Genomic DNA, 13,112 nt, shown 5'->3' on the forward strand with positions numbered 1-13,112 from the left:
GCCAACCCCCGACCCTTCACCTGGACCGCCACCGCAGACGACATCCTCGCCAAAGTCCAACTCGTTCAAACCAACATCAAGAAACTCGTGGCAAACAACTCAAAGTAAACCGATCAGGATCACGAAACACTAGTGGTAGGTGAGTGGTATTCGGGTAATGCTTTCAAGGATGCTGATGTCCACCGTGGATGGCTGATTGGTCATTTTATGCGACCGGCAGAGAGCGTTCGGGCAACCGGCGATCTCGAAGTAAAATGGGGCGTGCATCCTGCGGGGCAGATACGGTCTCAGTGGTCAACGGGTGAGCTGCGGACGACGTTGGTGATTCTGGTTAGTGGGGTGTTTAGAGTTGATCTTTCCATAAAGGCTGTCCTGCTTCAGAGGCAAGGTGATTACGTGGTCTGGGGGCCGGGCGTTGACCACTCCTGGCAGGCAGAAGAAGATTCGGTGGTGATTACGGTCAGGTGGCCATCTACTCCGGGCTGACGTGCTTGAATCATGACGCCCTATGTAGTTTGTGGTAAAGCTGCAAGCGTTCGGATGCCGGTATGTCCGGTGGGAAGGCGATCGACGAGGGGAACTGATAGGGGGCAGTCGTGTGGTAGGTGCCGGTAAGGGTGGATTCTTCGATGGAATGGGATCGATGGAAGATTATCGACGGTGACGCCCTCAATTTGTTTTGTGGAATGAGTGCCGTCTGTCCTTGCTGGAGTAGGGCTGGTCCAGAGGATTGATTTTGAAAGCCTCGCCAGTGAATTGAAGATCGGAGACTCTTGTGGTCGAACCGAAGGTGGTCGGTGGTGTTCCGCCCAACTATAGGCGGACGATCTTCTATCGGTTAACTGTCTGGTTCTTGCGCCTCATGCCCTTGGCTCTCGCTTGCTTCCCGATGTGGTCAGGTGGTTGGTTTCTCCTGCTTGTCGTAATTGTGTTTGGATTGATCGTTTCGTTACCGCTTCGGTATGTAGCCCATTTCGAATGGGGGATGTCGACGGGTGATTTGAACTGGGCGCTTCTTGGGGATGCGGTAAATATTCGTTACGGATGATATGCCAGAATGCCGTATTTTACTTGTCGTTGCTAACGAGAAGTTTGCGGACTCAGTGTGGATCCAGCAGACCTTGCCAGAATCTCATCGGCGGTGACGGTCCAGGTAAACGGCTTGGCGTCAGCGTTTCAGATGGTGACGTGGTGGGTGACGGCCCTGGTCAGGCGTATGGTCGGGGTGAATGTGGCACGTCGGACGGCCCGCCGGGTGATGATCCCGAACCAGACGACGCTGAACCGAACTGTGGCAGTGGCTACCTCGGCTTACCGGCCAAGTTGCCGGTTGACTTCTTCAAGAAGGTCGACGATCTCCAGTCGGTCGGTGCCGTCCGGCATCACGCGTGTGGTGCCGTACGCGAGTTCCACCAGGGCCGATCGTGCGGTGGCAATCTCGTCCACAGACGCGTCGAGTTGGTGCCAGGACGCGTTGTCCGCTGGGACGACCTCGTCGCGCAGCCGTACGGCGAAGCCCTGAGCGTCCTCGGCGGTCGTGCCGGTCCGGGTCTGCCACTCGTTGTCGCCGAGGTCGTCCAGGGCGATGTCGATGACACTCGCCAACAGTTGGAACATCTCCGGGTCGCCGGTGAGCCGGACGCTGGTTGGGGTGATGCGTACGGTGGTCCGGGTGATCGGCATATCGTCCAGGCCGACCTGGTTTTCGCCCAGCATGAACTGGATGTTCTGGCGCTGCCAGCCACGGGCCAGTCGTAGCGCTGTCATACCGTCGGAACTGACCATGTCGATTGCGGCACCAGCAAGCAGCAGGGCTGCGACTACCCGCCGTTCGTTGCGTTCGACCGCATGCATCAGCGCTGTTCGCCCCTGCGCGTCGCAGGCGTCGACGTCGGCGCCGGCCTGTAGGAGTACGTCCACCGTGGCGTGATCGCCTCGTCGGGCGGCCACGACGATCGCCGGTGTCCCGTCCGACCGTTGCTGGTTGGCGTCCGCGCCGTGGTCGAGAAGCAGACGCAGCACCACCGGCGCGACCGGTCGCATGACTGCGGTGATGAGCAGTGCCTCATCGGTCGGCCCAGGGACTGCGCCCGCCTCTAGCAGCACTCGTAACGTCTCGGTAGCCGCCGGTGTCGGGCGGAACGCGGTTTGGGACACCGCCTGCGTCAGCACGCTCGACCTGTTGGCCGGTTCCGCCGCGAGTGCCCCGTGGGCGACGAGCGACAGGACCACGTCGGGGTGTGCCTCGACAACAGCGGCCCGCAGTGGTGACGCATCGTAGGGATTGGCCGGTCCGACGTTGGCACCGGCGGTCAACAGCAGCCGTACGATGCCGGACCGGCCACTGCGCGCGGCCTCGGCCAACACGGTTCCACGGAATCGGCCAACCGGCACATTCGGGTCCGCGCCCCGGGCCAGCGCCTGCGCTACTGCGGCCTCGTTGCCGGCCGTTACCGCCTCGACGAGGCGCTGATCAATCTCGTGAACCATCAATCCTCACCATTGACATCGGCGAACGCTCGCAGGTGCAGCCGCCGTACCGCCCACTGGTCGACCGGCGGCGTGCCCGGACCGACCCCCTACAGGCCCGGCCGACCGGGCCCGGGCGGAGCGTCCGGCGCAGCCGGACCCGATGGCCGACATACCCGGCGGCGATCACCACGACCAGCACCCCTGCGGCGGTCGGCAGCATCGTCGTAGCCGAACCCAGCGCCCAGCCGAGCAGCACCGTCCCCGGTATCCAGACCGCCACCGCCAGCCCGTCGAAGAGTACGAACCGTCGGTACGGCAGTCCGGCCGCCCCGGCCACCCGGGGTACCAGTGTGCGGACGACGGCGGTCCAGCGGCCGAGCAGCACCGCCGGCCCGCCACGAGCCATGACGAGGGTCTCGGCCTGCCGCCAGCGCCGTTCCCCGATCCATCGGCCGAGTCGACCGCGCTGGAGCCGGGGCCCGAGCAGCCGCCCCTCCAGGTAGCCGAGCTGGTCCCCGGCGAACGCCGCAACGGTGGTGACGGCGAGCGTGACGCCCAGGTCGAGGTCACCGGCCCGGGCCAGCACACCGACCGTCAACATGGTGGTGGCGGCCGGCAGCACCACACCGGCCAGCAGGCCCACCTCGGCGGCGAGCACCGCCGCAGCAGTCAGCAGGACGTAGCCCGGCGGCAGGCTGCCGAGCCGGTCCAGCAGCAGGGAGTCCAGGGGAGTCACGTCTCCAGCGTGCCGCGCCAGGGGGTAGCGTCGCCGTCCTTCCGGTGGCCGGTCCGGGTCCTCCGGGTGGCCGACCGTCTCCCTAGGGTCTGCCCGCGTACGGCAAGGGGTTGAAGTCGTCGTCGACCAGGCCGAGCCGGTGGGCCAGCACCGCCGCCTGGACCCGGTTGCGCAGTTCCAGTTTCTCCATCGCGGCGGACACGTGGGTCTTGACGGTGGTTATCCCCAGGTGCAGTCGCGTGCCGATCTCCGCGTTCGACAGCCCGGCGCCGACCAGGGCCAGAACCTCCTGCTCCCGGGCGCTGAGTAGCCGCAGCGCCGCAGTCGGCCGGTCCGGCTCGCGTTCCCGGTCATGGGCGGCGAGCGCCCGGCGCAGGACGCGGGCCAGCACCGGTGGCGACAGCAGCGCCTCCCCCCGCGCTGCCCGGCGTACGGCATCCACCAGGTCCTCGGGTGCACTGTCCTTCACCAGGTAGCCGATCGCGCCCGCGCCGAGCGCGCCGTACACGTTGACGTCGTCGGCGAAGGTGGTCAGCACCAGCACCCGGGCGGACGGCTGCCCGTCCAGGATCCGCCGGGTCGCCTCGATGCCGTCCACCCGGGGCATCCGCAGATCCATGAGGATCACGTCGGGGCGCAGCCGCTCGGCGAGGCGTACGGCGTCGTGGCCGTCTCCCGCCTCGCCCACCACCTCGAAGTCACCGGCCGTCCGCAGCAGCAGACCGACGCCGGCCCGGACGAGCTTCTGGTCGTCGACCACGAGCACCCTGATCATGCGTTCTCCCTGATCGGCAGTTGGGCACGTACCCGCCACCCACCGTTGGCCGTGGCCGTCGCGGTGAGCCTGCCACCGAGCAGGCCGACCCGTTCCCGCATCCCGTCCAGCCCGTAACCGGATGCGGGCAGCACGGGACGCTCCTTCACCGGTCCGCTGTCCAGCACCTCCAGCAACAGTGCCCGGTCGACCACCCGGATGTCCACGGAGGCGATCGCCCCGGGGCCGGCGTGTTTGAGGGTGTTGGTCAGCGCCTCCTGCACCACCCGGGCGGCTGTCGTCCCCACCACCAGCGGCACCCGGGCCAGCGCGGACGGGACGCTCACCTGGACCGCGACGCCCGCCTCGCGTACGCGTCGGGCGGTGTCCCGGATCACCTGCTCCGGCTCCACCGGCGGCCCAGCCGACTCGACCGCCTCCGATTCGACGGCATCTGGGTCGCGGAGCACCTCCAGCAGTTCCCGCAGCTCGTCCAGCACCTGCCCGGCGGTGTCGCGCAGCTCACCGAGGGCGGACACCGCCACCTCGGTCTGGCCGGTGTGCTGGACGGCGTACCGCGCCGAGCCGGCGCGCAGGGCGATCGCTGCGATGTGGTGGGCCACGATGTCGTGCAGGTCCCGGGCGATGGCCGTACGCTCCGCGAGGCGGGCCGCCCGGGTCTCCACCGCGCGACGCTCCTTCACCTCCCGGGCACGCTCCTCAGCAGCTACCGCCGCAAGCCGCACGCCCCGCAGATATCGGCCGAACGCGACCGGTGCAGCGGTGATCCCGGCCAGCTCGATCAGGCTGACCATCCCCGCAATGTTCAAGATCGCGGCCAGCTCGACCTGCGTCAGGATGTTGGCCGACACTGCTCCGAGAAACAGGGCGTACGCTGCCCCCGTCGAGGCGCGACTGGACCGGTACGCGACGTATCCCAGCGCCACCGCTCCGGCGATCTGGGTGGTGCCTCCGGCGGCCGGGGTCACCAACCCGGCAACGAGCAACAGCGCCGACTCCGCGAGCAGGACCGGCCAGGGCCACCGCCGTACGGCCACCAGGGCGAGCCCGGTGAGAACCGCGAAGACCCCCGCCCACTCCTCGCCAGCTACCCCGGAACGGGCGAACCAGGTGCCGGTCAGCCCCAAGCCAGCCGTGACCAGCCCGAGCAGCAGGTACGGCCACCAGCTGCGTCGCCCCTCCGTCACCTGGCCAACCATACGGGGGGTTGGTGCCCCCAACGGCCCTCCCATCGGCCGCTGCGTCTCCTCCGGGTGGCCGGTACGCCGACCGCCGGCACGAAGGCATCCCCACTGTTGCGGGCCTAGCGTCGACGGACATGATCAGCGATGCCTCGACCTTCTTTGCGCAGTTCATCCGGCACCCGCTTGCCACCGGAGCGGTACTGCCCAGCGGGTCCACACTCGCCCGGGACATCACGGCGGCGGTGCCCCGGGTCGGGCATCCCCTGGTGGTCGAGCTCGGGCCCGGGACCGGGGTGTTCACCCGGGCGATCCAGCGACGGTTGGCCGGCCGGGGCCACCACCTGGCGGTCGAGGTCAACCCGAAGTTCGCCACCGACCTGGCCCGCCGGCACCCCACCGTCGAGGTGGTACGCGCCGACGCCACCAACCTCGGGCAGATGCTGGCGCAACGCCAGTTGGTCACCGCCGACGTGGTGATCAGCGGGCTGCCCTGGGCCGCCTTTCCCGCCGGACGGCAGCGGGCGATCCTCGATGCCGTGATCGGGGCGCTCGGCGCCGACGGAGTCTTCACCACCTTCGCGTACCGACACGCACTGCCGACCCGCCCGGCCCGGCGCTTCCACTCGCTGCTGACCGGGGCGTTCGACGAGGTGACCGTGGGCCGCACCGTCTGGACCAACCTGCCACCGGCCCTGGTCTACCACTGCCGTCGCCCGCTCAACCCCGACGCCGGGCCGTTGACCTCCTGATGGCGCGGACCAGGTGGCACCGGACCCACCGGTCTCCATTTGAACTTGCGGGACGCTGGCAGCATTGCGCGTGGCTCGGTCCGATCGTGAGGGGGAGATCGTGAGACTCATCCGCCGTCTGTCGGTAGTCGTCGCTGTGGTCCTCGTAGCGTCCACCCTTGCCCCGCTGCCGGCGTCCGCGTGGACAGCCACCGTCTCGTCGTCCGGGGTTCCGCTGCCCAACGGGGTGTATCCGGGGCAGGCCGGCTACCAGAGCGCCGGCTACTACCAGTACGCGCCATCCATCGTCCAGACCTCCAACACCCAGCGGATCATCTACTACTGCGCGAACCGGGTGGCGTACGACCGGAACGCCGGCAACGCGGTCGCCGCCACGCACGACCATGTCCTGTTCAACGTCGGCACCCGGCAGGCGAACGGGTCGTACAACTGGGGTCCGACCCAGGTGGCGCTGCGACCACGCCTGAACCCGGGCGACCCCAACTACCATCCGGCGACGCCTGGCTGGGCCGCGTACCACATCTGCGACCCGGAGGTCGTCGCCGGGCGCTTCACCTACACGATGCCGCAGACCGGGCAACAGACGTACACCTGGGCGATGTTCTTCACCGGCGCGGACAACGACGACGGCGGTGCCGACGGGCGGTTCAACGTCGTCGGTGTCGCCCTGGCCACCTCACCCCTGGGACCGTGGACCATCGTCGGCTCGCCCATCATCGACATCACCGAGCCCGACTACAACCCCGCCGGGTACGGAGTCGGCCAACCCAGTGTGACCAGCGTCGACGGTCAGGGAAACATGCTGCTGTTCTACAGCGGACTGGACTGCGCCGCCCTGGACACCCCGGATCCGTCCTGCAACGGTCTCGACCGGGGCACCGCCGTACGCACCCTGAACCTGAGCAACGCCAACGCGCCGGTCCTGGGGGCCAGGTCGTTCATCACCACGGCCGGACTGACACCCGAGCCGTTCCTGCCCAACTCGGGCCGGTTCCTACACAACGCCTCCTGGACCTACGACGCCAGCAGGGACGTTTTCTTCGTCTCCCGGGACACCGGAGCGCTCGACGGCAACGAGGTGCAGGCGAACATCGAGGTCGACCGGATCCCCGGAGTGCATGTCTGGACGGGCGGTGGCACCTGGACCGTCATCGGACAGATCACCAGTGCCCAGACCGGATACAGGTGGAACCACAACTCGGGCCTGGTACGTGACGCCTACGGTGGCCTGGCCTACCAGAGGCCGGGGGACTACTCCGGGGTGGACGTGTACTTCGCGACCGAGCCGGGCACCGGAAGCACACCACCGCCCTGGGACGGCTACTTCAGCTACCGTATGCAGCACTGCACCTCGCCCCTGTGAGAGTCGTCGGTGAATCCGTTGCCTGCCTTGCCGGGCTTCCGCACTTGGTCAGGTGGTGTATGAGCTGCACGTAGGGCAAGGGGATCAGGATGGCAGCGTTTCGGTGTTGACCATCCAGAGGTGGCCGTCGGGATCGGCGAACGTGCCGACGAAACCCCAGGGCTGCTGCTCAGGCTCACTGAGGACGCGCCCCCCAGCCCTCCGGGCCCGCTCGATGAACTCGACGACCGCCTCCCGGTCCGAGGCGTCGACGCTGACGACACACTCACTTTGACCGGGTGCCGCGACCTTGTGGTCCCCGATGACCCAACCGAACCCACCGGTGGGGATCAGCATGATTCGTACACCCTCGTTGAGGGCGAACTGTAGCGGCTCCGGATATCCGTCTCCGGCAACCTCGCCGACGGGTTCCAGCCCGAGCCCGTCGCGGTAGAACCGGTAGGAGGCTCCCCGGTCGGCGATGGGCAGACTGAGTACTACGGGCGAAAACCTCACTTTGGCAACCCCCAATGGCCAGTGCGGACGTCAGCGGCAGGCTATCCCGCCGCACCGACAGAGTGGCGGCAACTGGCTGGGGGTCTCCGGGCAGTGGTCAGCCGTCCAGTGCCAGGAGCTGCCGACGTCCCCGCAGGTAGGGCTCGACATCGGTGATCCGGTGCAGTCGCACCCCCGGCGGATCCACGCCGCGTACCCGAAGCACGACCTGATAGCCGTCAGTCGCAGTCTTTTTGGCTATCCATCCGCCCGGGTGTTCCCAGAGTTGGAAGGTGTGCGGCTGGTCGTCAACGGGGATGACGACCAGTTCTGGTGACTCCGTCCGTAGCTCCGCCTCGATCCGCCGGAAGGCCGCCTCGTCCCGGGGCGGCTCGATGCCGTACCGCCGCTCCCGCCGGACATCGAGCGCGACATCCCCGATGGAGGGTGACACCGGCAGCTTAGGGCGTCCTGCTGCGTCGGGCGGCCCGCACGCCGAACACGATCGCGCCGATGACGAGTAGGACGCCCAGGAGTTGGAGGCCCGGGGAGTCGTCGGCCCCTCCGTACACGATGCCGGCGACGCCGATCGCCAGGGCGAGGATGGCCAAGAAGTATCTCATTCATCGACCCATTCGAGCAGGTCACCGGGCTGGCATTCGAGCACCCGGCACATGGCTTCCAGGGTGCTGAACCGAACAGCTTTGGCGCGACCGTTCTTCAACACCGCTACGTTCGCTGGCGTGAGCCCGACCCGCTCGGCGAACTCGCCGACGCTCATCTTGCGTTTGGCCAGCTCGACGTCGATGCGTACGACGATGGGCATCAGATCACCGCTTCCATGTCGGTCCGCAGCGTAGTGGCCTGCCGCAGCAGGGCACGCATGACCACCATCAGGAGCCCCAGCACGGTGATAGCAACCAGGATCAGGAGCAGCAGCATCGGTAATCCGGGGTCGTCTGCGTTGAAGCCGACGTAGAGGAACGCGCTCAGGACTACCACCCACACGGCGAAGATCGCCCACACGATCGCATCCACCCACTTCAGGGAAGCCTCGGTGAAGATGCGGTCGTTCTTGACCAGGGTGAGCAGCTTCCAGGTGGCCACGATCACCACCTGGACGCACAGCACCAGGAACACCGCCACGGCGGTCGCCGGCCACCTCAGGTGCGCGTCGTTCGGGGATTCCTTGGCCATGTGCGCGAACTGTCCGGGCAGCGAGAGGGTCTGGAACACGACCAGGATTCCGAACAGCAATACGAGAAAGACTCTGAGAGGGGCTACGGCCCGATGCTCCTTCAACATGTATCGACTATCACTCGCTACCTATCGAAAGTCAATAGGCTGCTCGTGGCGGTCTCTGTGTCCGGGACAGGGTTTCCCAGGCTGTCGAGCTGGGCGCGTAAGCGGGGCGGGCGTCGTTGTGGTGGGGCGGGAGCGTCGTTGCGGTGGGGTGGGAGCGTCGTTGTGGTGGCGTGGGAGCGCAGACGAGGCAGCTCGACAGTCTCCATCGCCGGCCTTCCCGGCCGTTTCGAAGCGCAGACTCGTCCCGGCGGGGCCGGAGCCTCGGGCGGGAGCTAGGGGGTAGAGCTTCGGTCGGGCGCCAAGCCTGCCCGCCGCCTTGGTCGATCGTTCGGCCGCATCGTCGAAAGGGCGGTCTACCAGAGCGCGGCCCGGTCAGGCTCGCTTCGGAAGCGCACGCATCTCGTACGCCTCGACGATCGGTTGCAGTGCGGGCACCTCTTCCCAGCCGGGCCAGTCGCTGTTCAGTTGCAGGCTGGTGCCGACGCGGCGGAGCACGATCCAGGAGTCGAAGGTGAGTACGGCGTCACCGGGGTAGTGGTCCAGCAGGCCGAGTACGGCTCGGATGGCGGCCTGCAGATCGTCGTCGGCCTGCGCCAGGTCCAGCGACCGGATTCGGATCAGTCCGCTCAGTCGGGTGCCGGCGATGCCGAGTCCGAGTCCGCGCTCCACGTCGTCGGAGTCGGCGGCCAGTACGGACATGGTCAGCGTCTCGCCACGTAGCAGACCGATCTCGGTGCGCTGCGCGTCGAGTGCCGTTACGAGGAAGTCGATCGCCTCCTCGGGCGACGCCTCGACAGAACTGTAGAGAAAATATTCCTCAGCCATCAGCCGTCCTCGGGTCGGGGATGAACCTGAACTATTCGGCCGTTTTTGATAGCCAGCACCTCGTGCATATCGGTAATCTGTCGTCGGGTGAGGGCAGCCCGGATCTGTTCGACGTCGACGATGCAGTCGTCGAGGTTGACGATGAAGCGGTCCGCCTGCCCTTTCTTGGTCTTCTCGCTCAACTCCTTGCGAATCTCGTCCGGGTTCGTCGTACTCGGCGCGTAGCAGTCGAAGTACCGACCCTCGAGTAGGTAGTCGGGGTTGCGGCCGTTGGAACGAGTTGGCGGGTTTTGCTGAATCTGATAGCCATGCCGTGCCAATGTGATGGCTGACTCGTTTTCCCGCCGTTTGCCACGGTCCTTGTTCCGGGTTGGGTGCACCTCGGTCGGATTCCCGGACGGAAGACGGTTGTCGTCGGGCGGCAGCGAGGGTCTGGTCAGCGGGCCTGCTCGGGCCTGCTGCCGTCGGTCGGCCCGGGCACCCGCCGAGGAATCCGCCTGCTCCGGTGGCGCGCCGGAGGACGTCAGCGGGATGCCGAGCAACGCGGCGTATTTGATGATCGCTGATGCGGCTTCCGAGAGCAGATCGTCGGCGTTGTCCAGTCGGTCGCCGGTGGCCTGATGCTGGGCGAGCGCCCGGATCACCTGCGGGTGGGCGCTGCCGCGGGTCAGGCCACGCAGCAGCGTACGGGACTCGGCCAGTGCCTTGTTGGAGGCGGCAATCTCGTCCCGGGCAATGGCGAGCCGCTCGATCAGCCGCCGTAACTCCGCGCCGACCTCGCCGAGGCTCACCGATCCACTATGTCATCGACAAATGCAATTTAGAAGCGTCGATCAGGAAAGGAAGTGTCATTTTCCGGCAGGTGATCTTTCCGGTCCGGCGGGCTCGAGACGTACCACGACGGACTTGGAGGCCGGGGTGTTGCTGATTTCGGCGGTCGAGTCCAACGGCACGAGGACGTTCGCCTCGGGGAAGTACGCCGCCGCGCAACCCGGTGCGGTGGGATAGGCGACCACCCGGAAGCGCGGAGCGCGACGCTCCTGGACCCCACCCGCGCCATCCGGCCACTCGCTGACCAGATCGACGTACGCACCATCGGCGAAACCGCGTTCGGCGAGGTCGTCCGGGTTGACGAAGACCACCCGCCGACCGCCGGTCACGCCCCGGTAGCGGTCGTCCAATCCGTACACCGTGGTGTTGTACTGGTCGTGCGACCGTACGGTCTGCAGGATCAGCCGGCCCGGCGGCACCCGGAGTACGTCGAGGTGGTTGGCGGTGAACATGGCACGACCGGTGACGGTGCCGAAGGTACGGCTGTCCCGGGGGCCATGGGGGAGCTGGAACCCACCGGGCTGGCGTACCCGGGAGTTGAAGTCCGTGAACCCCGGAACCACCCGGGCGATCCGGTCCCGGATCAGGTCGTAGTCGCCGGCGAGTTCCCGCCACGGGACCGACACCCGATCACCCAGCACCCGTTCGGCCAGTTCGCACACGATCGAGACCTCGGAGCGCAGCGCCTCGTGCGCCGGGGCCAGCCGACCCCGGGACGCGTGCACCATGCTCATCGAATCCTCGACCGTGACGAACTGCTGTCCGCCGGCCTGTACGTCCCGCTCGGTACGTCCCAGCGTGGGCAGGATCAGCGCGGTCTCGCCGACGGCCGCGTGTGAGCCGTTGAGCTTGGTCGACACCTGCACGGTCAGCGCGCACCGGCGTAGTGCCGCCCGGGTCACGTCCGTGTCCGGGGTGGCCCGTACGAAGTTGCCCCCCACGGCGAAGAACACGGATGCCCGGCCGTCCCGCATCGCCCGGATCGCCTCGACCACGTCGTAGCCGTGCCCCCGGGGCGGGGCGAAACCGAACTCCCGCTCGATGGCGTCGAGGAACGCCGCGGGCGGCTTCTCGTTGATGCCCATCGTCCGGTCACCCTGGACGTTGCTGTGCCCCCGTACCGGACACACCCCCGCGCCGGGGCGGCCGATGTTGCCCCGGAGCAGCAGGAAGTTGACGATCTCCCGGATCGTCGGTACGGAGTTGCGGTGCTGGGTGAGCCCCATCGCCCAGCAGACGACGATGCGCCGGGAGCCGAGCACGAGCCGGTGCACCTGCTCGATCTCCTCGCGGGCCAGCCCGGTCGCCTCGGCGACATCGGCCCAGGACAGTTCGGCCAGGTGCGCGGCGTACGCCTCGAAGCCGTGGCAGTGCTCGGCGATGAACTCGTGGTCCAGCACCGTGCCGGGCGCGGCCTGCTCGGCGTCGAGCAGCAGCCGACCGAGCGCCTGGAAGAAGGCCAGGTCACCGTTGATCCGGATCTGGCAGTACCGGTCGGCCAGGGTCGTGCCCCGGCCCAGCAGACCGGAGGCCGTCTGCGGGTTGTTGAACCGGACCAGTCCCGCCTCGGGCAGTGGGTTGACCGCGACGATTCGTGCCCCGTTGCGCTTGGCCCGTTCCAGCGCCATCAACATCCGGGGGTGGTTGGTGCCCGGGTTCTGCCCGACCACCATGATCAGGTCGGCGGTGTGGATGTCGTCGAGGGAGACGCTGCCCTTGCCGATGCCGATCGTTTCGATCAGCGCCGAGCCGCTGGACTCGTGACACATGTTGGAGCAGTCCGGCAGGTTGTTGGTGCCGTACGCCCGAACCAGGAGTTGGTAGAGGAAGGCGGCCTCGTTGCTGGTCCGGCCCGAGGTGTAGAAGATCGCCTCGTCGGGGGAGTCGAGCCCGCGAAGCGCCTCGGCCACCAGGTCGTACGCCTCGTCCCAGTCGATCGGCTGGTAGTGGTCGCTACCGGGGCGCTTGACCACCGGCTCGGTGAGCCGCCCCTGCTGGCCCAGCCAGTAGTCACTCTTGGTGGCCAGTTCCGAGACCGGGTGTCGGGCGAAGAACTCCGGGGTCACCCGACGCAGGGTGGCCTCCTCCGCCACCGCCTTCGCGCCGTTCTCGCAGAACTCGGCGACGTGCCGTTGTCTGCCGTCCGGCTCGGGCCATGCGCAGCCGGGGCAGTCGAAGCCGTCGGCCTGGTTGACCCGCAGCAGGGTGAGCGCGGTCCGGGTGACCCCCATCTGCGCGACGCCGTGCCGGACCGAGGAGACCACCGCAGGAAGCCCGGCGGCCTGCCTCATTGGTGGTCCGACCTTGAGTTGGTCGTCCTGCGGGTCCTCGACCGGGGGCTTGCGCGTCATGTGGACAGTCTCCGACAGCCAGGGCCCTGAGCGCCACGGTCGGCGTG

14 protein-coding genes are annotated in these 13,112 nt (G+C 67.5%); 2 read left to right on the top strand and 12 right to left on the bottom strand.

What is annotated here, in order from left to right; genetic code table 11:
- Positions 1-1,311: 1,311 nt before the first annotated feature.
- The 4 genes from ACFQ4H_RS03990 to ACFQ4H_RS04005 form a co-directional block, all read right to left on the bottom strand.
- A complete protein-coding gene (locus tag ACFQ4H_RS03990) occupies positions 1,312-2,490 on the bottom strand; it encodes an ankyrin repeat domain-containing protein (RefSeq protein WP_377567057.1) in 1,179 nt (392 codons plus the stop codon).
- Entirely contained in the window at positions 2,474-3,208 is a 735-nt protein-coding gene (locus ACFQ4H_RS03995; RefSeq protein ID WP_377567059.1) for a DedA family protein, read from the bottom strand. Before ACFQ4H_RS03995 ends, ACFQ4H_RS03990 begins: the two co-directional genes overlap by 17 nt.
- Positions 3,209-3,290: 82 nt before the next feature.
- Positions 3,291-3,983 carry a response regulator gene (locus tag ACFQ4H_RS04000; protein ID WP_377567061.1) on the bottom strand — a complete coding sequence of 231 codons (693 nt, stop codon included), beginning with the start codon at positions 3,981-3,983 and terminating at the stop codon, positions 3,291-3,293.
- A complete protein-coding gene (locus tag ACFQ4H_RS04005) occupies positions 3,980-5,170 on the bottom strand; it encodes a sensor histidine kinase (RefSeq protein WP_377567063.1) in 1,191 nt (396 codons plus the stop codon). Before ACFQ4H_RS04005 ends, ACFQ4H_RS04000 begins: the two co-directional genes overlap by 4 nt.
- A gap of 131 nt (positions 5,171-5,301) precedes the next feature.
- Here ACFQ4H_RS04005 and ACFQ4H_RS04010 point away from each other — a divergent pair, with 131 nt between their 5' ends.
- The gene (locus ACFQ4H_RS04010; protein ID WP_377567065.1) at positions 5,302-5,916 is read left to right on the top strand and encodes a class I SAM-dependent methyltransferase; all 615 of its coding nucleotides are present in this window, start codon (positions 5,302-5,304) and stop codon (positions 5,914-5,916) included.
- A 100-nt stretch (positions 5,917-6,016) separates the two neighbouring features.
- Positions 6,017-7,279 (top strand): glycoside hydrolase family protein, encoded by a 1,263-nt coding sequence (locus tag ACFQ4H_RS04015; RefSeq protein WP_377567067.1) that lies wholly within the window; start codon positions 6,017-6,019, stop codon positions 7,277-7,279.
- Positions 7,280-7,363: 84 nt separating this feature from the next.
- Here the strand turns inward: ACFQ4H_RS04015 and ACFQ4H_RS04020 are convergent, their stop codons facing one another.
- The 8 genes from ACFQ4H_RS04020 to ACFQ4H_RS04055 all read right to left on the bottom strand — a co-directional run bounded on the left by ACFQ4H_RS04020 (position 7,364) and on the right by ACFQ4H_RS04055 (position 13,065).
- The gene (locus ACFQ4H_RS04020; protein ID WP_377567069.1) at positions 7,364-7,774 is read right to left on the bottom strand and encodes a VOC family protein; all 411 of its coding nucleotides are present in this window, start codon (positions 7,772-7,774) and stop codon (positions 7,364-7,366) included.
- Between the two features lie 97 nt (positions 7,775-7,871).
- Positions 7,872-8,207, bottom strand: a complete 336-nt coding sequence (locus ACFQ4H_RS04025) for a hypothetical protein (protein WP_377567071.1) — start codon at positions 8,205-8,207, stop codon at positions 7,872-7,874.
- Between the two features lie 7 nt (positions 8,208-8,214).
- Positions 8,215-8,376, bottom strand: coding sequence for a hypothetical protein (locus ACFQ4H_RS04030; protein WP_377567073.1), 162 nt, complete (start codon positions 8,374-8,376; stop codon positions 8,215-8,217).
- Complete coding sequence (locus ACFQ4H_RS04035) at positions 8,373-8,579, bottom strand: helix-turn-helix domain-containing protein (protein WP_120783492.1); 207 nt, start codon at positions 8,577-8,579, stop codon at positions 8,373-8,375. The genes ACFQ4H_RS04030 and ACFQ4H_RS04035 overlap by 4 nt, the downstream gene beginning before the upstream one ends.
- Complete coding sequence (locus ACFQ4H_RS04040; RefSeq protein ID WP_377567074.1) at positions 8,579-9,010, bottom strand: DUF2975 domain-containing protein; 432 nt, start codon at positions 9,008-9,010, stop codon at positions 8,579-8,581. The genes ACFQ4H_RS04035 and ACFQ4H_RS04040 overlap by 1 nt, the downstream gene beginning before the upstream one ends.
- A 420-nt stretch (positions 9,011-9,430) precedes the next feature.
- Positions 9,431-9,883, bottom strand: a complete 453-nt coding sequence (locus ACFQ4H_RS04045) for a SitI3 family protein (RefSeq protein WP_377567076.1) — start codon at positions 9,881-9,883, stop codon at positions 9,431-9,433.
- The gene (locus ACFQ4H_RS04050; RefSeq protein ID WP_377567078.1) at positions 9,883-10,674 is read right to left on the bottom strand and encodes a CdiA C-terminal domain-containing protein; all 792 of its coding nucleotides are present in this window, start codon (positions 10,672-10,674) and stop codon (positions 9,883-9,885) included. Before ACFQ4H_RS04050 ends, ACFQ4H_RS04045 begins: the two co-directional genes overlap by 1 nt.
- Before the next feature lie 57 nt (positions 10,675-10,731).
- Positions 10,732-13,065, bottom strand: coding sequence for an FdhF/YdeP family oxidoreductase (locus ACFQ4H_RS04055; protein ID WP_377567080.1), 2,334 nt, complete (start codon positions 13,063-13,065; stop codon positions 10,732-10,734).
- Between the last annotated feature and the right edge of the window lie 47 nt (positions 13,066-13,112).

Origin of the sequence: Micromonospora sonneratiae (genome assembly GCF_042679305.1) — a bacterium.
GTDB lineage: Bacteria > Actinomycetota > Actinomycetes > Mycobacteriales > Micromonosporaceae > Micromonospora_H > Micromonospora_H sonneratiae.